Origin of the sequence: Xenorhabdus ishibashii (assembly GCF_002632755.1) — a bacterium.
Classification (GTDB): domain Bacteria; phylum Pseudomonadota; class Gammaproteobacteria; order Enterobacterales; family Enterobacteriaceae; genus Xenorhabdus; species Xenorhabdus ishibashii.
The window spans coordinates 2,843,845-2,863,549 of sequence record NZ_NJAK01000001.1; the positions used below are offsets into that span (position 1 = coordinate 2,843,845).

A 19,705-nucleotide genomic window follows, 5' to 3' on the forward strand; every position below is an offset into this window, starting at 1 on the left:
GCATTAAAGAATATTCTTAGTGTATATTCTTTTTCAACTTGTCACATGATATAACTTATTGAAAACTATGGCTGGGGTACCAGGATTCGAACCTGGGAATGCCGGAATCAGAATCCGGTGCCTTACCGCTTGGCGATACCCCAACTGAAGTTTTTAAATGGTGGCTACGACGGGAATCGAACCTGTGACCCCAGCATTATGAGTGCTGTGCTCTAACCAGCTGAGCTACGTAGCCATTTACAATGTTTGTAAGAGTTGTAATAACTATCAGTAATATGGCTGGGGTACCTGGATTCGAACCAGGGCATGCCAGGATCAAAACCTGGTGCCTTACCGCTTGGCGATACCCCACCTGAATGTTACTACTGCAACCTTTGTTATTTCCGAAACGCTTAGTTGACACTATCTCATTTTAATTTATTGTTTCAGTAAAAATGGCTGGGGTACCTGGATTCGAACCAGGGTATGCCAGGATCAAAACCTGGTGCCTTACCGCTTGGCGATACCCCACCTGAAACAACACACTAAAACTTAAAATCGTCATTAAACTGCATTCTAAGTATAACCCGATAAAGAAAATGGTGCGGGAGGCGAGACTTGAACTCGCACACCTTGCGGCGCCAGAACCTAAATCTGGTGCGTCTACCAATTTCGCCACTCCCGCAAAGATGGTGGCTACGACGGGAATCGAACCTGTGACCCCAGCATTATGAGTGCTGTGCTCTAACCAGCTGAGCTACGTAGCCATCTTTTTTCGCTTTGCCTTCATCGGCGGTGCGGGGCGAATTATGCGTATATCAGACAGATGCGTCAACTGCTTTTTTGAAGAAATATGCACAAAATCGTTTGTTTGTTTGTCTTATAATCGTTTTGCCGACAAACTCGGCGAAAATAGTGGGATTTATCCTCCAAGAAGATGTTGCAACAATACGCCATTAAGCATCGCGCGTTTCGTTAATGCGAATGCTCCAATTGCTGAACAGTGATTTAGCTCAGAAACCACCACGGGGAGGTCTTCGCGGAATGCTTTTAATACTTGGGTATTGATGCTGCTTTTGATAGTCGGCATCAATACCTGTTCTGCTTCAGTGATTTCTCCGGCAATCACTACCTTCTGAGGGTTAAATAGGTTAATCGCGATTGAGATAGCCTTGCCAAGATAGAACCCTACTTGTCTGATGACTTCTGTTGCCAGCAGATCACCTGCATTGGCTGCAAGACAAATTGCATGGATATTGCAATTATCCAAGGCAAGCTGACTTGGAAACCCTTGGAGTAATTGTTGTTGTACTTTAGTTTCTATTGCTGAATTAGAAGCGATGGTCTCCAGACAACCAAAATTACCACAATGGCAACGTTGACCCAGAGGATCGATTTGGATATGGCCTATCTCACCCAGATTGCCGAGTTTGTTGAGTAAAATATTGTTGTTAACAATAACACCCGCCCCCGTACCGCGATGGATACGCACCAGAATGGAATCTTCACAATCACGTGTTGCCCCGAAATAATTTTCTGCTAATGCAAGGCTGCGAATATCATGACCAATAAAACAGCAGGTATTGAAATGTTCTTTGAGGTTCTTAACCAGAGGCCAGTTATCTACCTTAATGTGGGGCATATAGCGGATAATACCTTGGTCGGGATCAACCAGTCCGGGCAGAATAATGGAAATTGCGATCAATTCACGGATCCGGTGCTGGTTTTTGTCGATGAAACTTTCAATGGCGTAAATAATCCGTTTCTCGACTTCCTGCTGAGTATTTTCCCGCACAGGATAATGTGTTTCCGCTAACGTCTTGCCACTCATATCGAATAGCGCCACGGTTGCATCATGGCGCCCAAGTCGGACTCCAATAGTATGGAAATGGCGTGTTTCAGTAATAATAGAGATTGCGCGTCTTCCGCCAGTGGAGGCCTGATGTTCGACTTCTTTTATCAGGCCACGTTCCAGTAACTGACGAGTAATTTTGGTTACGCTAGCAGGGGCAAGTTGGCTCTCTTCCGCAATCTGGATACGTGATATTGGCCCATGCTGATCAATCAGCCGGTAGACCACAGCACTATTTAGCTGTTTGACTAAATCAATATTACCAATTTGCTTCTGTGCGTTCTCATTACTCATCAGTCTCTATACTCACGGCTGTTTAATTTCATTTCCGTTAACAATGGTTTTGCAGATTTTGAAATCGTGAGTAAATGCGGTCAGGTTCGCTACCTTGCCAGACTCAATCGTACCGAGATGTTTATCAATACCGATTGCGCGGGCTGGGTAAAGCGTTACCATTCGCAACGTTTCATCCAAAGCAATACCAACATGTTCCACACTATTTTTAACACAATCAATCATTGTGATTGATGAGCCGCTCAGTGTTCCATTTTCATCAACACATAAGCCATTTCGATAATATATTGTTTTATTAGCAAAGGTAAATTGTTCCATAGCATCGGAAGCAAGTCCGGCAGGAACGATGGCATCCGTTACCAAGATAAGTTTTTCATTTTTTAATCTCTTGGAATTGCGGACATTTGGCCATGATACATGCATTCCATCACAGATTATGCCGGCATAGACTTCTGGTGAATCATAAATGGCACTAACCAGCCCTGGCTGACGGCCAGAAATCGGCGGCATGGCATTATATAAGTGGGTAGAGAACGTAATACCATTTTGGAAACCATGCCGAGCTTCTTCATAGGTGGCATTGGAATGACCAGCAGAAACAGTAATGCCCGCTTCGGCCAATTGTCGAATATATTTGCTTTCTACCATTTCAGGAGCGAGTGTGATCTTGGTAATAACATCCGCATTCAGACACAGGTAATTAACCATTTCAAGAGTGGGTTTGCGAATATAAGCTGGATTGTGAGTCCCCTTTTTTATGGGGTTGATATAAGGTCCTTCCAGATGCAGTCCTAATGCCTGATTGGGATTTTTTTGCAGATAGGCGCGCATCACTTCAATGGCTTTTATCATTAATTCATCGGGACTGGTAATGAGGGTAGGCAGGAAACTGGTACAACCGTAACGCTGATTGGTTTGCTGCATGGCATGCAGAGTCTCTTCTGAAATATCTTCCAATCGCTCATTAAACTGGACACCACCACAACCATTCACTTGTAGATCAACAAATCCCGGAGCGAGATTTGCACCATGTAAATCGTGTTTTTCAATTTCTTCTGGTAACTCGTTGACCGGACAGACTTGTTTAATCAAACCATCCGCAATAATGACTGCATGGTTATCGAGCCTGTCATATCCGGTATAAATAATGCTATTAGTTAATGCGTACATTGATATCTTTACTCCTGAATCAGTTTAGCTGGCGAATTCATTAACGATGTCAGCTTCTAACTGGTGGAAATACTTCACAGTCTTTACTTTCAATTCCATGGTGGCGGGTTCATCACAGACAATGAGTGATTTTGGATGCATCTGGAGACAGCTTACTGTCCACATATGGTTAACATTCCCTTCTACTGCGGCTTGCAGAGCTTGCGCTTTATTCATTCCGGTTGCCAAGATCATGATTTCTTCAGCATCCATTAACGTACCTACACCAACGGTTAATGCATATTTGGGAACTTGTTCCACATCATTATTGAAAAAACGGGAATTGGCAGTTCGCGTTTCAAGGGTCAGTGTTTTAATTCGCGTACGTGAAGAAAGAGAAGATGCCGGTTCATTAAAGGCAATATGCCCATCATTACCAACACCCCCCATAAATAAATGTATCTTGCCATAGGATTTGATTTTATTTTCGTAACGTTGACATTCAACATTAATATCTTCCGCATTTCCGTTTAACAAATTGATGTTCTCGTTTGGGATATCAATGTGGTTGAAGAAATTATGGTACATAAATGAATGATAGCTTTGGGGATGATCTTCCGATAGTCCAACATATTCATCCATATTAAATGTCACAACATGTTTGAAGCTTACTTTTCCAGCCTGATATAGGGAAATCAGTTCCTTATAGGTTGCCAGTGGTGTACTGCCTGTGGGAAGCCCTAGTACGAAAGGGCGTTCAGCCGTTGGATTGAACTCATTAATTCTGCTTGCAATATAGTGAGCAGACCATCGGCCAACGTCACTTGCCGTCGTTAGGGGAATTAGCCTCATGATTACCTCTTAAAAAAGCATTAAAAAATTTAATGAAGATAAGTTATACACGACATACGTGATATTTGAATTTCAATATTATCAGTGTAGTGCGTGATAGTTTTGGAACAGAAGCGCACATCATACTTTTCTATGTGGAGTCTTGCCCCATTCAGTGTGATAGAGATATTTTTCATAATAAAATAAGTTTTGTGTTATAGCTATGTTTTTGATTGATAATTCACCTAATGCGGTGATGTTAATCACAAATCAGAGGGATTTAATTTGCGATACAAAATATTTTTTTTAGACTAAAAAATCCTTTCACAATAAATAGATAAATAATGGCATTTATCATTAATTAACTAAAAGACTCCATTAACGGAGCTTCAAGGGGGCATAAGTGAACATTCTGAACTATTTACAACGAATTGGGCGGGCATTGATGGTGCCTGTGGCAACATTGCCGGCAGCGGCAATATTAGTTGGTATAGGTTATTGGATTGATCCAACGGGATGGGGAGCCGATAACGCGTTGGCGGCATTTTTGATCACATCAGGTAATGCCATTTTGGATAACATGGGAATGCTGTTTGCAGTTGGTGTCGCCTATGGTATGTCGAAAGATAAAGATGGAGCCGCTGCATTAGCTGGACTTATCGGATTTATTGTTGTCATGAAATTATGTTCTCCGGCAGCAGTGTCAATGATTAAAAGTATTCCGATTGAAGAAGTTCCCAAGGCATTTGGCAAGATAAATAACCAATTTGTTGGGATCTTGGTAGGTGTATTCTCCGCTGAGCTGTATAACCGCTACAGCAGAGTAGAACTGCCACAGGCTTTGTCTTTTTTTGGCGGTCGTCGTTTAGTACCCATCTTGAACTCTTTCTTGATGATTATTGTCTCTTTTATCCTGATAGTCATTTGGCCCGTAGTTTATGATTGGCTGGTGGCATTTGGTGAAAGCATCATGGGTCTTGGTTCAACGGGAGCAGGTCTTTACGCCTTCTTTAACCGTCTATTGATACCTGTTGGTCTGCATCATGCTCTGAACTCAGTATTCTGGTTTGATGTTGCTGGTATTAATGACATTCCTAACTTTCTCGGTGGTCAGAAATCCATTGAAGCAGGCACTGCTATTATGGGGATCACTGGTCGTTATCAGGCGGGTTTTTTCCCGATTATGATGTTTGGCTTACCAGGAGCTGCGTTGGCGATTTACCACTGTGCTCGGCCTGAAAATAAAACCAAAGTTGCGGGTATCATGATGGCCGGAGCATTTGCGGCCTTTTTTACAGGCGTAACTGAACCGCTAGAGTTCTCTTTCATGTTTGTTGCACCAGTGCTTTATGTTTTGCATGCCATCATGACGGGAATTTCGGTTTACATTGCAGCGGCAATGCACTGGATTGCCGGTTTCGGCTTCAGTGCGGGATTTGTTGATATGTTACTCTCCTCGCGTAATCCACTGGCTGTCCATTGGTACATGTTGATTTTGCAGGGTTTGGTGTTCTTTTGCCTTTATTATGTTGTCTTCCGTTTCACCATCAAAAAATTCAATTTGATGACCCCCGGACGTGAATTATCGGCCACAGATGAAACTGATGGCTATGATGTCGATATGGTGAAGAAAGACCGTCACTCTGTACACGATATTGAGGAAGAAGCGCGTCAATATATTGCCGCTGTGGGAGGGGCAGATAATTTGACAAGTATTGATGCTTGTATCAGCAGATTGCGTTTGTCAGTTAAAGACTCAAATTTAGTCAATAATCAATTGGTGAAACACCTTGGTGCTTCAGGGGTTATTCGCCTGAATAAACAGAGTGTACAAATTGTTGTTGGGACTCGCGCGGAATTGATAGCTAATGCTATGCGTGACTTATTAGCGAAAGGTTTTATTAAGTAGATCAACTAATTGTGGTATTGAATAATCATCGAATTGGTTGATTTTGTAGCGGGAAGCTTTTGAACTTCCCGCTTTTCCGCACTAACTTTACCCATTCCACCATTTCCCACGAACAAAGTATTGTTTCTCGGTTCAGCTTATTAGATTATAGAAGGTTATGTTGAAGCGCTTTTTGCATTGAGGAAAAAACGATGAGTGAGGCAGATGCCCGCCCGACAAACTTTATTCGTCAGATTATTGACGAAGATCTGGCAACTGGTAAACATACATCCGTACATACCCGTTTCCCACCTGAACCCAACGGTTATCTGCATATCGGCCATGCCAAGTCGATCTGCCTGAATTTTGGCATCGCTCAAGACTATCAGGGACAATGCAACCTACGTTTTGACGATACAAACCCCGTCAAGGAAGATATCGAGTACGTTGAATCGATTAAAACTGATGTTCAGTGGTTGGGTTTCCAGTGGAGTGGGGATATTCGCTATTCTTCCGACTATTTCGATACCCTGTATCAATACGCGATTGAATTAATCAATAAGGGTCTGGCGTATGTCGATGAACTGTGTCCAGAAGAGATCCGTGAATATCGCGGTACGTTAAAAGAGCCAGGCAAAAACAGTCCATATCGTGATCGCAGTGTAGAAGAAAACCTGGCTCTGTTTGAAAAAATGCGTGCCGGTGAATTTGCTGAAGGTAAGGCGTGTCTGCGTGCCAAAATTGATATGGCATCCCCGTTCATTGTTATGCGTGATCCGGTGATCTATCGTATTAAATTTGCCGAGCATCACCAGTCAGGCAATAAGTGGTGCATCTATCCAATGTACGATTTCACGCATTGTATTTCTGATGCGCTGGAGGGGATCACCCATTCCATCTGTACACTGGAATTTCAGGATAACCGACGTTTGTACGATTGGGTATTGGATAACATTACGATTGATTGTCATCCACGTCAGTACGAGTTTTCTCGCCTGAATCTGGAATATACGGTGATGTCCAAGCGTAAACTTAACCAGTTAGTGACAGAAAAAATCGTTGATGGTTGGGATGACCCACGTATGCCAACTATCTCTGGATTACGTCGTCGTGGTTATACTGCGGCTTCTATTCGTGAATTCTGTCGTCGTATTGGTGTGACAAAACAGGATAACAACGTTGAAATGGCCGCATTGGAATCCTGCATCCGTGATGATCTGAATGAAAATGCACCGCGCGCGATGGCGGTTCTTGATCCAGTGAAACTGGTGATTGAAAACATGCCGGAAGGTGAAGTTATTCTGACAATGCCTAACCATCCGAACAAACCAGAAATGGGCAGCCGTGAAGTGCCGTTCAGTCGCGAAGTCTACATTGATCGTGCAGATTTTCGTGAAGAAGCAAACCGCCAATATAAGCGTCTGGTTCTGGGTAAAGAAGTCCGTCTGCGTAATGCTTATGTGATTAAAGCCGAGCGAGTTGAGAAAGATGCAGAAGGCAATATCACGACAATTTATTGTCAGTATGACGAGCAAACCCTGAACAAAGATCCAGCCGATGGTCGCAAGGTTAAGGGTGTCATTCATTGGGTAAGCGCAGCACACGGTGTACCGGCAGAATTCTATCTGTATGACCGTCTGTTTAGCGTAGCAAACCCAGGGGCAGAAGCTGACTTCTTGTCTACTATCAATCAGAATTCGCTGGTGATCCGTAAAGGATTTGTCGAAACAGGGTTGGCAAATGCTTTACCAGAAACAACCTATCAGTTTGAGCGCGAAGGTTATTTCTGTGCTGATAGCCGTCTCTCAGGTGCTGAACATCTGGTCTTTAACCGTACGGTTGGCCTGCGCGATACTTGGGCAAAAATTTCGCAAGAGTAATAATCTCACCAAGATAATGTGATCCTTCCCACAAAAAAGCGTGATTATTTTCACGCTTTTTTGTGCTTGATAGCCTTGTAATGAAAATTAACTCCTTCAGGTAAGATTAAAAATTGCCTTATAGTCACATGTTATGTAGGGTTATTGCCTGGCCAGACTTGTACATTATTTGCCCCAAAATTTGCCCATTGAAAAAATAATAAGTTCGGACGAGGTAATTTATGAAAACTATTAAATTACGTACTTTGGCAGCATTTATCACGGCAGTTGGATTTATAGGCAACGCTCATGCAGAAATGGCATCACCAATGTCATTGCAGCAATCCATGTCATCACAACAGATTGTGGATTTACTCAGTCAGTTAAAAGTTAATTTCAAAGTCATTGATAATCAGGCGGGTGCACATGGTACAGATTGTGCCATTCTTGGCGCTGATTCGGCGGCCTGTAATCGGGTTAACATTACCTTGAGCAATGGTGATCAGGCAATCAACTCTTCCGATTGGGCGCTCTATTTTCACAGTATTCGCCAAATCCTGAAATTGGATAATGATCAATACAAAATCACCCATATTACCGGTGACTTACATAAACTGGAGCCAACGAAGCAATTTACGGGCATCAAAGCCAATGAAGAGATCGTGTTACCCATTATTGGTGAATATTGGCAGATTTACAGTACAGATTTTATGCCGCGTTGGTATGCAACTTCTGGTGATGCGACGCCCAAAATCTTGGCAAATACCGATACTGAAAACATCAGCGAATTTTTATCTGATCTGAAAGGCGAACAGTGGCAACGAACCACAACGGATAACAATACCCTGATGACGCCTGAAAACCGCTTTGCAAAAAACCAACAAGTGGCAACGATCAGTGAAGATAAACTGCGAGGGCAGATTATTCCGACACCGAGAGAGCTTTCCGTTCATTCCCAGGATGTGGATTTATCCCGTGGCGTGAAATTAGAGTTGGGCGGGTTGAGCGGCGAAACTATTAACGTGATCAGGGAACGTTTTAAAGCCCGTGATATTCATTTAACGGATAACGGTTACCGAATAGCAACTCAAATCAACGCAAACCAATTTACCAAGCCTTGGCGAATAAAAGGTGCGTATTTATTGGAGATTACCACCAAAGGGGCACAAATCATCGCATTTGATCAATCTGGTGTATTCTATGGCCTACAATCGCTGTTTTCCTTACTTCCTGCCAATGGTATGCCAAAGATTGCGACACTGACGGCAAAAGATGCACCTCGGTTTGAATATCGCGGTGTGTTCCTTGATGTTGGGCGAAATTTTCATAGCAAAGAAGCTGTCTTGCGTCTGCTTGACCAAATGTCCCGCTATAAACTGAACAAGTTCCATTTCCATTTGAGTGATGATGAAGGTTGGCGTTTAGAAATCCCTGATTTACCGGAATTGACTGAAATCGGCAGTCAACGTTGCCATGATTTGAGTGAGACTCAGTGCTTATTGCCGCAATTGGGATCAGGGCCAGAGAATAACAATATGGGAAGTGGCTATTTTAGCCGTCAGGATTACATTGATATTCTGAACTATGCCAAAGCCCGTCAGATAGAAGTGATCCCAGAAATTGATATACCCGCCCACGCTCGTGCCGCAGTGATGTCGATGGAAGCGCGCTATAAGAAACTGATGGCGCAGGGCAAAGAGCAGGAAGCTAATGAATATCGCCTGCTTGATCAGACAGATACCTCGAATACCACCTCCGTGCAGTTCTATGATCGCCACAGTTACCTTAACCCGTGCATGGATTCGGCAAAACGATTTATCAATAAAGTGATTAGCGAAATTGTTGCCATGCACAAAGAAGCGGGTCTGCCGTTAAATACATGGCATTTTGGTGGCGATGAGGCGAAAAATATCCGTTTGGGGGCAGGATATCAGGACAAAAATGGGACAATTGTGCCAGACAAAGGGATTATCAACCAAAAAATCGAAGACAAGCCGTGGGCAAAATCTCAGGCTTGTCAGAAAATGATAGCGCAAGGTGTTATTAAAGATGTAGATGAACTTGCCAGTTATTTTGCCATTGAAGTCAGCAAAATCGTTAATGCCCACGGTATCAGCACCATGCAGGTATGGCAGGATGGACTGAAACAGGCTAAATCGGCAAAAGATTTTGCGACTAAACAGGTGACGGTGAACTTCTGGGATACCCTGTATTGGGGAGGTTATGATTCTGTCAATGACTGGGCGAATAAAGGTTATCGGGTCATTGTTTCCAGCCCTGATTATGTCTATCTGGATATGCCATATGAAGTCCATCCGAAAGAGCGGGGCTATTATTGGGCAACTCGCTTTAATGATGAAGCGAAAATTTTCAGCTTTGCTCCGAACAATATGCCACAAAATGCTGAAACCTCGGTGGATCGGGATGGCAATCACTTTAATGCTCATAGCAATAAACGCTGGCCGGGCGCTTATGGTGTATCGGGGCAATTATGGAGTGAAACCGTGCGCACCGATGATCAAATGGAATATATGATTTATCCGCGTTTACTGCCGCTGGCGGAACGGGCATGGCATCAAGCCAGATGGGAGCAGAATTACCAGCAAGGCAGAGAATATAAAGGCGGAATAACACACTATGTTGATACAACTCTCCTGCAACATGACTGGGAGCGCTTTGCTAATCTGATCGGGCAGCGTGAGCTGGCTAAGCTGGATAAAGACAAAATTTCATATCGTTTGCCTGTACCGGGCGGCCGAATTGTTTCTGGAACACTGGAAGCCAATATTGCATTACCGGGAATGGTTATCCAATACTCATTGGATAATGGGAAAACATGGCAGGATTACAATGACAGGCAGCGACCTCATGTCAGCGGCAATGTGAAAATTCGCTCTGTCAGTACTGATGGAAAACGCTTTAGCCGTATCGATGAAGTTAAATTCTAACGGCTGCTTTTGAGCAATGAGGGGAAATCAGAGCAATAGATTAATAAGGTAATCTGCCGATTAGTTGGAATTCTAATCGGCAGTAGCTTATTCAGACGAACAAACACCAGAAGCGGATTATTTCAGTTACCTTATTTGGCGCTTGTTTACCTATCATGCTTTTTCATCATGCAGTGCGTTATCCTTGCGGCAGTCACCAGCAGCACAGTGACCATATAAATAAAGACTGTGGTTTGAGAGCTTGATTCCATAACGCTCAGCAATATTTTTCTGACGCTCTTCAATAAACTCATCGCTAAATTCAATGACCTTACCGCAGTCGAGACAAATCAGATGGTCATGGTGATGTTGCTGAGTGAGTTCAAAAACCGATTTACCGCCCTCAAAATTGTGGCGCGTGACAATGCCGGCATCATCGAACTGGTTCAACACGCGATAGACAGTGGCGAGGCCAATCTCTTCACCGATATCAATCAGCTTTTTGTAGAGATCCTCCGCACTGACATGATGGCATTCTGGGTCCTGTAGCACTTCCAGAATTTTCAGTCGTGGAAGTGTTACTTTAAGTCCAGCATTTTTCAATGCTTTATTGTTGTCGGTCATGCGGATTCAGTCCTGTAACTTGAGTTAAGTGAACTTGTGATACTTGGGGGTATCGTGAGGGAATCATGATTCTGTTTCACGTTGCTGATTATAGGCATGGATATTAAAAATGAAAACCATGCCTATTCAGATATCATGACACATTATGCAAGAATAATCCTGCCTGAAAGGGCTTTTATCTTCTTATTAAGCACCCAGAATTTCTGACAGGCTCATTTCAGCCGTGATCTGTTGTACCCAGGCTTCAACGCGCTCATCCGTCAATTCTGGTTGACGATCTTCATCAATGGCCAGACCAATAAAATGGTTATCGTCCGCCATGCCCTTAGAGGCTTCAAAGTGATATCCTTCGGTTGGCCAGTGGCCTACAATAATGGCACCATGAGGTTCAATAATATCGCGAATGGTGCCCATAGCATCACAGAAGTACTCTGCATAATCTTCCTGGTCACCACAGCCGAACAAAGCAACCAGTTTCCCTTCGAAGTTGATCTCTTCCAGCGTTGGGAAAAAATCATCCCAGTCACACTGAGCTTCGCCGTAATACCAGGTTGGGATGCCAAGCAGCAGGATATCGAAGGCTTCAATGTCTTCTTTGCTGCTTTTGGCAATATCGTGGACTTCAGCAACATCAGCACCGCCCAATTTTTCTTGGATCATTTTGGCGATGTTTTCTGTGTTGCCTGTATCACTACCGAAGAATATACCTATTATTGCCATAAAATGGGTTAACCTCTTGTTTTATTAGTGTATTAAATCTATACACATCACGCTGAAATCAGCTAGAAAAATGTCAGTTTCAGTAACATGAAAAGCGTTATTTTGACCAAACATCCATGACAAATCTGTCAGATTTGTGTGGTGATAGCGCTTCATTGTGTTTAATAAAAGCCGTTAATCGGCAAGGTGATTTTTTTCTGTCAGTTGAGCTAATAACATTTGTTCAATCAATTCACTGCGGCTAATGTTGCGCTGTTTTGCCAGATGGTTTAGTGCATCGACGGCATCTTCATTGAGCTTGAGTTCCACTCGCCGCAGTCCTTTGACTTTATCTCGCCGCAACTGGTTGCGTTTATTGATTCTAAGCTGTTCATCTCTGGACAGCGGGTTTGTCTTAGGTCGCCCAGGCCTGCGTTCATCTGCGAACAAATCCAGTGTGGTGCGATCAGTTTGTTCTTTTGCCATAAATTCAATTGATAATGGGCGTGTACCAATAATATAGCGGGCAATAATACCTTAGCTGGACGCGTGTCGCTACTAGTTTCCCTTTCCGCTTTTTGTCGGTGGAAGTCCCCTTTTGAGGTAATTTTTCTGTGTACAATGTCAGTGATGATATTTTTATCGATACTCCTAACCAGAATGATATCGGGCTGCTGTTTGTGAATAAGATAAGTTTCTTTTTTAGTCATCACTTCGTTTGTTGATACCAAAGTTGTGCATATAAGCCATTTTGCTGTACCAGAGCATCATGTGAACCTGATTCAGTGATACTCCCCAGATCTAAAACGAAAATCTTATCGGCATGGCGGAGGGTATTTAACCGATGAGCAATGCTGATCACGGTTCGGTTTCGGCATATTTCATCCATATTGCTCATGATGGCGGCTTCTGACTCATAATCCAGTGCGGAGGTCGCTTCATCAAGGATCAGAATCTTGGGATCATTGAGCAATGCCCTTGCCAATGCGATACGTTGCCGCTGTCCACCAGAAAGGTTACCCCCTTTTTCGCCAACATAATGGTCAAATTTATGTGGAAATGCATTGATAAAATCAACCGCCCCCGCCAAGGTTGCAGCCCGATAGACCTCTTCATCACTGGCATTGGGCTTGCACAGGCGGATATTGTCCGCAATGCTGCCGGAAAACAGAATGCTCTCCTGCAAGACTACGCTCATATTACGGCGCAGTGATACTGGGTCGGCAATCGCTAAATCCATGCCATCCACCAAAACCTGACCGTGTTGTGGCACATATAGGCGTTGTAACAGGCGGGTTAATGTACTTTTGCCGGAACCCGATGGTCCGGTAATGCCAATAAATTCTCCGGCCTTAATGTTCAGTGACAAATTTGCCAGCACTTCTGGCGTATCAGTATGATAGCGGAAGCGTATATTGCGGAATTCAATCTGGCCTGCCAGTTCAGGAGCTGATACCAGCCCCTGTTTACTACTTTCCATAGGTTCATCAAGAATATCGCCCACCCGACGCAGGGCGATCAGCGTATGCTGAAAATCTTGCCAGACTTGTGCCAATCTTAGGATGGGTTGGGTAACATGCCCCGCCAACATATTAAAGGCAATTAATTCACCAGGGGATAAATCCCCATCAAGTACACCCCGAACTCCCCACCATAGCAGCAGAGCAGCAACTACTTTTTGGATCAGTTCAATGCCTTGTCCGGCGGCAAGCCCACTTTTTTGCGCCGTGAAACGCCGGATTAACTGCTGGCTGAGCACCTTTTGCCACTGGTGCAGAAAGCGTTTTTCTGTCGCAGTAGTTTTAATGGTTTCAATACCCGTGACAGCTTCTGTCAGAAAGCTGGTGGCATTAGCATCAGCTTCATACTCTTTTTCTACCTTGCGTCGAATGATTGGCCCGACGGCGATCCAGAGCAAGAAATAGAGAACCAGCGAACTGATTACGATCCAGGTTAACAGGGAGGAATAATGGAACATCACACCCAGAAACAGAACAATGAAAATCAGGTCAAGCAACAGCATCAGGGTAGAACCGGTCAAAAATTGGCGGATCTGCGCCATCTCCCTGACTCTGGCAATAATTTGTCCTGTTTGCCGCTGTTTGAAATAGGGCAGGGGCAAACCGACGAGGTGGCGATACAATTTGCCGGAGAGTTCAGCATTGATTTGGCTGGCCATATGCCCAAACACGGTATTACGCAGGAAGCCATAAAGAGGTTCTGCCAACGCCAGTGCCAGCATCGCCATACCTAAAACATGCAGGCTGGAAATACTCCGCCCAACCAGCACCTTATCGATGACATTTTCAAATAATAAAGGCGCCGCCAATGCAAAAAGCTGCAATACAATGGCATACAGAAAAATATCCCGTAACTGGCTTTTTTGCCTGAAAATAGAAGGGAAAAACCAGCTTAGGCCAAATTTAACCTGCTGCTTGGTCAGGAATTTATCCGCTACCAGCAGCACCTTATATTCACACCCGCTGTGATCCTGTTCACCCCGCATTGGATGAGTCAGTGCATGCACTTCATATTGTCCGGTGATAGGATCGAACACTTTAAATGCATCAGAACGAATTTCTGACAGAATCCACCAACGCTTATCCAATTCAATCAATGCAGGTACAGGTAATGTGGCAACGCTATCAGGTGTCAAACGTTCAAACTTACTGCACAGCCCAATAGCATCCGCCGCTTCACGTAGTTGTGGATCTGTCAGTGCAAGGGAATCCAGCCCCAGGGAATGATGTAATTGCCCGACAGAAGCCACTTTATGGAACTGTTTCCCTAAATGAACGAGACAATCCAGGGCGTAATTGTTTGCAAAGGAAAAAGTATCAGTCATGATTATTTTTCCCTTAACGCTTCAGATTGATATTCTCGGATTGGACTGAGCAGATAATCAATCACTCTGCGTTGATCCGTCTTGATTTCCGCAACAATAGACATCCCAGCCGTGATTTCAACAGGTTTTCCATCCACCATAATATTGTTCTGTTTGAGGCTGATTTGCGCGGGAAAAACCAGACCTGACCGTTCGTCGGTGGTGGAGTCCCGTGAAATGCTCAATAACTCTCCTTCAATCGTGCCATAGCGAGTATAAGGAAATGCATCGACTTTAACAGTGACATGCTGACCAGGCCGGACAAAACCGGCATCTTTGTTCAGGATCTGGATTTCAGCCAGTTGTACATGCTCGTCAGGAACAATCACCATCAGATTCTGCGCAGGTTGCAAAACAGCGCCGAGGGTATGGACACTTAATTGTTGAACTGTGCCGGTCACGGGAGCACGCACAACCTCAAGTTCTTCCCGCTCTTGCATTTTAGAAATTTCTTGTTGTGTTACCGCCAACTGAATTTTTGCCTGTTTCCTTTTCTCAAACCATTCCCGCTCTTTTTTAATTTTGACGCTCTTTAACTGCTCTTCCAGACTCTTGTATTTCGCCATCAGAATATCGAGTTCCGATTTTTGTTGCGCGATCACCCTTTCTGTTTCCAGAAGTTCCTTTTCTTGTTCGAGATATTCCACCTTGCTGATAACCTGCTTTTGGCTCAATGTTTTTCGCGCCTGCAAACGTTGGTTAATATTTTCGCGCAGGTGGGTTAATGACCGTATATCGCTATGCCGCGCTTTTTGGGAAGTCAGGTTCTCTTCCATTTCCGCGTGAATAGTGGTCATAATTGAGTCGAACTCCTGCTGTTCGTGGGCGTAATGTGCCAGAATTCTTTCCTGCTTATCGGCGGATTGTTGTTGGAAAAGCGGCAGAGATTTAGGGAATTGTTTTTCCAGCAGAGCTTGATAACGAATTTCTTCTTCCGTCAGATAATTGCGTTGCTCGATCAAACGGGCAATATCCTGATTGACGCCGAGTGTATTGAGCGTTAACAGTGGTGCCCCTTTCTCAACATGCTGACCATTTGTGATATGAATGGCGATCAGGCGGCTTTGCTCGTAAGCCTGAATGATTTGGGAACGGCCAGAAGCGATCAGGCGTCCGGTTGCTGTTGCCTGTACATCCAATTTCCCCAGACAAGCCCAGAGCACCGCAACCAGAACACTGATACTCAGCGTTATTGCCGTATAGCGGGCGAACGGGGAAGGTGGACGTTGTGACAATGCCAGATGGGTCGGTAAAAAATCATAGTGGGGAGTGGCAGTATGTAACCGTTTAATCCCTTTGCGCAAGATAGCCTTAAACATGGGCAGGCTCCTCCTGTGTTGTTTCCTGTTTTAATTCTTGTTGTAACTGCCAAAGTTTCCGATAGTGTTTGCCTTGTTGCAGAAGCTGTTGGTGGCTGCCTTGTTCGATGATTTGGCCTTGATGTAACACAATGATCCGGTCGCATTGGCGTACCGTGGAGAGCCGGTGTGCAATGGTGATGACCGTTCTGCCTTGGGCAATCTCAGCCATGTTGGATTGAATGATGGCTTGCGATTCATCATCCAATGCACTGGTGGCTTCATCAAGGATCAAGATCTTGGGATCGGATAACAGGGTTCTGGCAATGGCAAGACGTTGTCTCTGCCCGCCTGATAACGATTGTCCCCCTTCGGCGATCACCGTGTCATACCCCATCGGCAATCGGAGAATAAAATCGTGTGCCCCTGCCAGCTTTGCGGCTTCAATGACGGCGGATAACGGGGCGTCAGGACATGACTGGGACAGGTTCTCATACACAGTTTTATTAAACAGGAAGTTTTCTTGCAAAACGATACCAATCTGCTGCCGGATGGATGCAATCTTGAAGTTTTGCAAGGGAATGCCATCCAGTGTGATAGTTCCACGCTCTGGGGTATAAAGTCGTAACAGCAAACGTGCAAGAGTGCTTTTCCCAGAGCCTGAAGTGCCCACAACGCCTACGTTTTCTCCTGCCCGAATATCGAGCGTGAAATGGTTGATAGTGGGTGGAAGATCGGGTTGATAGTGAAAGACGATATCAGAAAATGAGATAGCTCCTTGTAATACAACCTGTTCGTTGCCTGATTGTTGCTCTGTTGGCAGGTTCAGCATATCTCCCAGCTTATCAACGGCAATGCGTGAACGGATAAATTGCCCCCAGAGCTGCACCAACTTAGCCAGAGGTTGCTGGGTATGGCTTACCATCATATTGAAGGCGATCAATTGACCAATCGTCATGTGCAGGGAAAGCACCTCGGAAGCGCCCAGCCAGATAATGACAGCACTGGTGATTTTTTGTATCACCGTCACCAGATGACTGGAACGATTATCCCATTGCTGCACATCATAACTGGTGCTGACCATATTTTCGGTCTGGTTATCCCAACGGCGAATAAAGCGGGGTTCAGCAGCGAGGCTTTTCAGTGTTTCAGCACCGGCAACGGTCTCGGTCAGGAAAGAGGTATTCATTGCCGCATGAGTGAACTGTTTTTCCACTGCCTTTTCCATTTTGGGTGTCACCCACCAGGCAAGCAGGGCATAGCAGGGGAGGGTAAGCAGGAAAATTAAGGTGAGCATACCGGACAACAGGCTCATGACATAAATAAAGATGAACATGAATAAAACGTCGATGCACAAGGTGAACATGGAGCCGGTTAAAAACTCCCGAACCGTTTCCAGTTCCCGTACTCGTGTCACAATCGCACCCACTTGGCGGGATTTAAAAAACAGCAACGGCAGGCCAAACAAGTGCTTAACCAGCTTCAACCCCAGTTTTATGTCAATCCGGTTGGCGGTGTGAGCATACTGATATTCGCGCAAGCCCCGCAGAATGATTTCAACCAGTCCGGCAACCACAAGTCCAAAAATCAGCACATCCAATGTGGAAAATGCTTGATGCACGAGAACTTTGTCCATGACAACTTGCACAACCAGCGGGGAAATAAGTGCCAGAATTTGCAAAACGAAGGAGTACAGGAGTATCTCCATCAGGTTTTTCTTTTGCCTGATAAATTCAGGAATAAACCAATGAATATTAAATTGATTGCTTTTTTGTGTTATTTTTATCCACTTGCCGCTCCATAAATTGATAAATTCTTCTTTACCTAATATCTCTGGTGTTTCTTGATGAGGTTTTTGGATTAATACTCGCTGTTCATCATATTTTGCCAGAATGAAAGGGTGTCCATCATTGCCGAACAAAACGGCGGGTAGTGATATGTCACCTAACTGCTTATTTATAGAGTGTTTATTTTTAATTCTAATGTTACATTCTTTTTTTAAATTATTCAGAGTGGAAATATAATCATCATTATTGTTTAAGTTTTTATTTAATGTGGATTTCTGGGTTTTATTAGATATCATTATTATTAAATTAATTAATGATATTGTTGTTTTTTCTATTTCATTCATTAAATTAAATCTATTTTAAATAAAAATCATACGCTTGATTAAGAAAATGACCCAAAAACGTATGGGGCATTGATTTATTAATAATTTTAGCAAATTTGTTAAAAGATATTACCTTTTATCAAGGTGTCTGTGAATAATTAGGGAAAATGTAGCGCCTAAACAAATATTTTACTATTTATTATATGTTGATACCTTATTTTTGCCATTTTGTATGTTGGATAGCGCTTGAAAAATAAAAAATAATAGTTCTTGAAAAATTAAGGAAAGATAAGTTACTTTAGCTTACTCAGGGAATTGTAGCAATAAGGTTTAATCATAAATGAAGCCATAATGTATATGAATTCATTTATGATTTAATCATTTTAATTTAATGCAAATTTAACATTAAATTAATATTTAGTTAATGGATAGTGCTATGTCTGAAAAATTTGTTCAAACCATCTCAAGCGTTAATTATAACAAAGGCGTATTCTCTCTTTATTTTGTGGGGCAAGAGCCAAACCGAATGGCGAGTGGTATGCTGGCAGAAAATGATCAGGAATTACAGTTAAAGCAAGTTATTCATATGCCTGCTTCTGGTTTTATGTATATGGTTTCTATGGTCAAAAGTATGCTGGAAGATCCAAGAATGGAAGCTGAAATCAATAAACTGGTCGCTGCTGGCTTTTTACCTATGCCTGAAATAGATGAAAGCGAAAAACCGGCTGAAACAGATGCGGCTATTTCAGAATCGACTGAACCGAAAAAACGTTCAACACGTAATTCTGCAACATCAAAATAACATCAGCCAAATTCAATCAGGCAGTTTTGCTACCTATGATGATTACACATCAACCGGCAACACTGAGTGCGAATGAAATACAGGCAATGATTGGTGGGGTAATGTTGCTTTGTCAGCATTCCCCCTTACACCGGCGTTATTTAGTTGCTGAATGGCAACAACGTATCTTGCCAGCATTTCAGCTTAATCAGTTTTGCTATTACGAAGATGAACATCAACGCCCAGTTGCTTTTTGTAATTGGGCTTTTTTGTCTGACCACAGTCGGGATGCGATCCTTTCCGGCGAACGGGAAATTTCGCGGGAAGATTGGCGTTCCGGCCAGCATATCTTTTTTCCAGAGATGATCGCGCCCTTTGGACATGCGCGTGATATCGCCTGCGATCTGCGTCGGCGTGTCTTTGCCGCATGGAAAGGGCAAAAAGCCTGCACAGTCAGGGGAACTCTGGATGTTCCAAATAACCGCTGTATCCGTCGGGTACAGTGGTTTACTGTTTAATTTTTACCCGAT

The 19,705-nt window shown here is 43.7% G+C and carries 13 protein-coding genes, 6 tRNA genes and 1 pseudogene; 5 read left to right on the plus strand and 15 right to left on the minus strand.

What is annotated here, in order from left to right; all coding sequences use genetic code 11:
• Positions 1 to 68: 68 nt before the first annotated feature.
• From Xish_RS13540 to nagB, 9 genes are all read right to left on the minus strand, one after another.
• Positions 69 to 143: transfer RNA gene (locus Xish_RS13540), tRNA-Gln, on the minus strand.
• Between the two features lie 15 nt (positions 144 to 158).
• Positions 159 to 235, minus strand: a tRNA-Met gene (locus Xish_RS13545).
• Positions 236 to 276: 41 nt separating this feature from the next.
• Positions 277 to 351 (minus strand) — tRNA-Gln (locus Xish_RS13550).
• A gap of 84 nt (positions 352 to 435) precedes the next feature.
• Positions 436 to 510 (minus strand) — tRNA-Gln (locus Xish_RS13555).
• 69 nt (positions 511 to 579) lie between these two features.
• Positions 580 to 664, minus strand: a tRNA-Leu gene (locus tag Xish_RS13560).
• A gap of 5 nt (positions 665 to 669) precedes the next feature.
• A tRNA-Met gene (locus Xish_RS13565) sits at positions 670 to 746 on the minus strand.
• 155 nt (positions 747 to 901) lie between these two features.
• Entirely contained in the window at positions 902 to 2,125 is a 1,224-nt protein-coding gene (nagC, locus tag Xish_RS13570) for a DNA-binding transcriptional regulator NagC (protein WP_099118288.1), read from the minus strand.
• A gap of 12 nt (positions 2,126 to 2,137) precedes the next feature.
• Positions 2,138 to 3,295, minus strand: a complete 1,158-nt coding sequence (nagA, locus tag Xish_RS13575; protein ID WP_099118289.1) for an N-acetylglucosamine-6-phosphate deacetylase — start codon at positions 3,293 to 3,295, stop codon at positions 2,138 to 2,140.
• Positions 3,296 to 3,319: 24 nt separating this feature from the next.
• Positions 3,320 to 4,126 (minus strand): glucosamine-6-phosphate deaminase, encoded by an 807-nt coding sequence (gene nagB, locus Xish_RS13580; RefSeq protein ID WP_099118290.1) that lies wholly within the window; start codon positions 4,124 to 4,126, stop codon positions 3,320 to 3,322.
• A gap of 382 nt (positions 4,127 to 4,508) precedes the next feature.
• On the opposite strand from nagB, the pseudogene nagE reads away from it, so the two are divergent.
• The 3 genes and pseudogenes from nagE to Xish_RS13595 all read left to right on the plus strand — a co-directional run.
• A pseudogene (gene nagE / locus Xish_RS13585) lies at positions 4,509 to 6,002 on the plus strand (N-acetylglucosamine-specific PTS transporter subunit IIBC); the annotation flags it as partial.
• A 203-nt stretch (positions 6,003 to 6,205) separates the two neighbouring features.
• Positions 6,206 to 7,873 (plus strand): glutamine--tRNA ligase, encoded by a 1,668-nt coding sequence (glnS, locus tag Xish_RS13590; protein ID WP_099118291.1) that lies wholly within the window; start codon positions 6,206 to 6,208, stop codon positions 7,871 to 7,873.
• Between the two features lie 221 nt (positions 7,874 to 8,094).
• A complete protein-coding gene (locus tag Xish_RS13595) occupies positions 8,095 to 10,800 on the plus strand; it encodes a beta-N-acetylhexosaminidase (RefSeq protein WP_099118292.1) in 2,706 nt (901 codons plus the stop codon).
• 153 nt (positions 10,801 to 10,953) lie between these two features.
• On the opposite strand, the gene fur is transcribed toward Xish_RS13595, so the two are convergent.
• The 6 genes from fur to Xish_RS13625 form a co-directional block, all read right to left on the minus strand.
• The gene (gene fur, locus Xish_RS13600) at positions 10,954 to 11,403 is read right to left on the minus strand and encodes a ferric iron uptake transcriptional regulator (RefSeq protein WP_074022359.1); all 450 of its coding nucleotides are present in this window, start codon (positions 11,401 to 11,403) and stop codon (positions 10,954 to 10,956) included.
• Between the two features lie 186 nt (positions 11,404 to 11,589).
• A complete protein-coding gene (fldA, locus tag Xish_RS13605) occupies positions 11,590 to 12,123 on the minus strand; it encodes a flavodoxin FldA (protein ID WP_099118293.1) in 534 nt (177 codons plus the stop codon).
• Positions 12,124 to 12,297: 174 nt separating this feature from the next.
• Positions 12,298 to 12,588 carry a LexA regulated protein gene (gene ybfE, locus Xish_RS13610; RefSeq protein WP_074018441.1) on the minus strand — a complete coding sequence of 97 codons (291 nt, stop codon included), beginning with the start codon at positions 12,586 to 12,588 and terminating at the stop codon, positions 12,298 to 12,300.
• A gap of 223 nt (positions 12,589 to 12,811) precedes the next feature.
• A complete protein-coding gene (locus tag Xish_RS13615; protein WP_099118294.1) occupies positions 12,812 to 14,947 on the minus strand; it encodes a type I secretion system permease/ATPase in 2,136 nt (711 codons plus the stop codon).
• Between the two features lie 2 nt (positions 14,948 to 14,949).
• Entirely contained in the window at positions 14,950 to 16,305 is a 1,356-nt protein-coding gene (locus tag Xish_RS13620; protein ID WP_099118295.1) for an HlyD family type I secretion periplasmic adaptor subunit, read from the minus strand.
• The gene (locus Xish_RS13625; protein WP_099118296.1) at positions 16,298 to 18,415 is read right to left on the minus strand and encodes a peptidase domain-containing ABC transporter; all 2,118 of its coding nucleotides are present in this window, start codon (positions 18,413 to 18,415) and stop codon (positions 16,298 to 16,300) included. The genes Xish_RS13620 and Xish_RS13625 overlap by 8 nt, the downstream gene beginning before the upstream one ends.
• 415 nt (positions 18,416 to 18,830) lie before the next feature.
• Between Xish_RS13625 and rtxH the strand changes: the two genes are divergently transcribed.
• Positions 18,831 to 19,196 (plus strand): protein RtxH, encoded by a 366-nt coding sequence (gene rtxH, locus Xish_RS13630; protein ID WP_099118297.1) that lies wholly within the window; start codon positions 18,831 to 18,833, stop codon positions 19,194 to 19,196.
• Positions 19,197 to 19,231: 35 nt separating this feature from the next.
• Entirely contained in the window at positions 19,232 to 19,693 is a 462-nt protein-coding gene (rtxC, locus tag Xish_RS13635; RefSeq protein ID WP_099118298.1) for an RTX toxin-activating lysine-acyltransferase RtxC, read from the plus strand.
• The last annotated feature ends 12 nt before the right edge of the window (positions 19,694 to 19,705 follow it).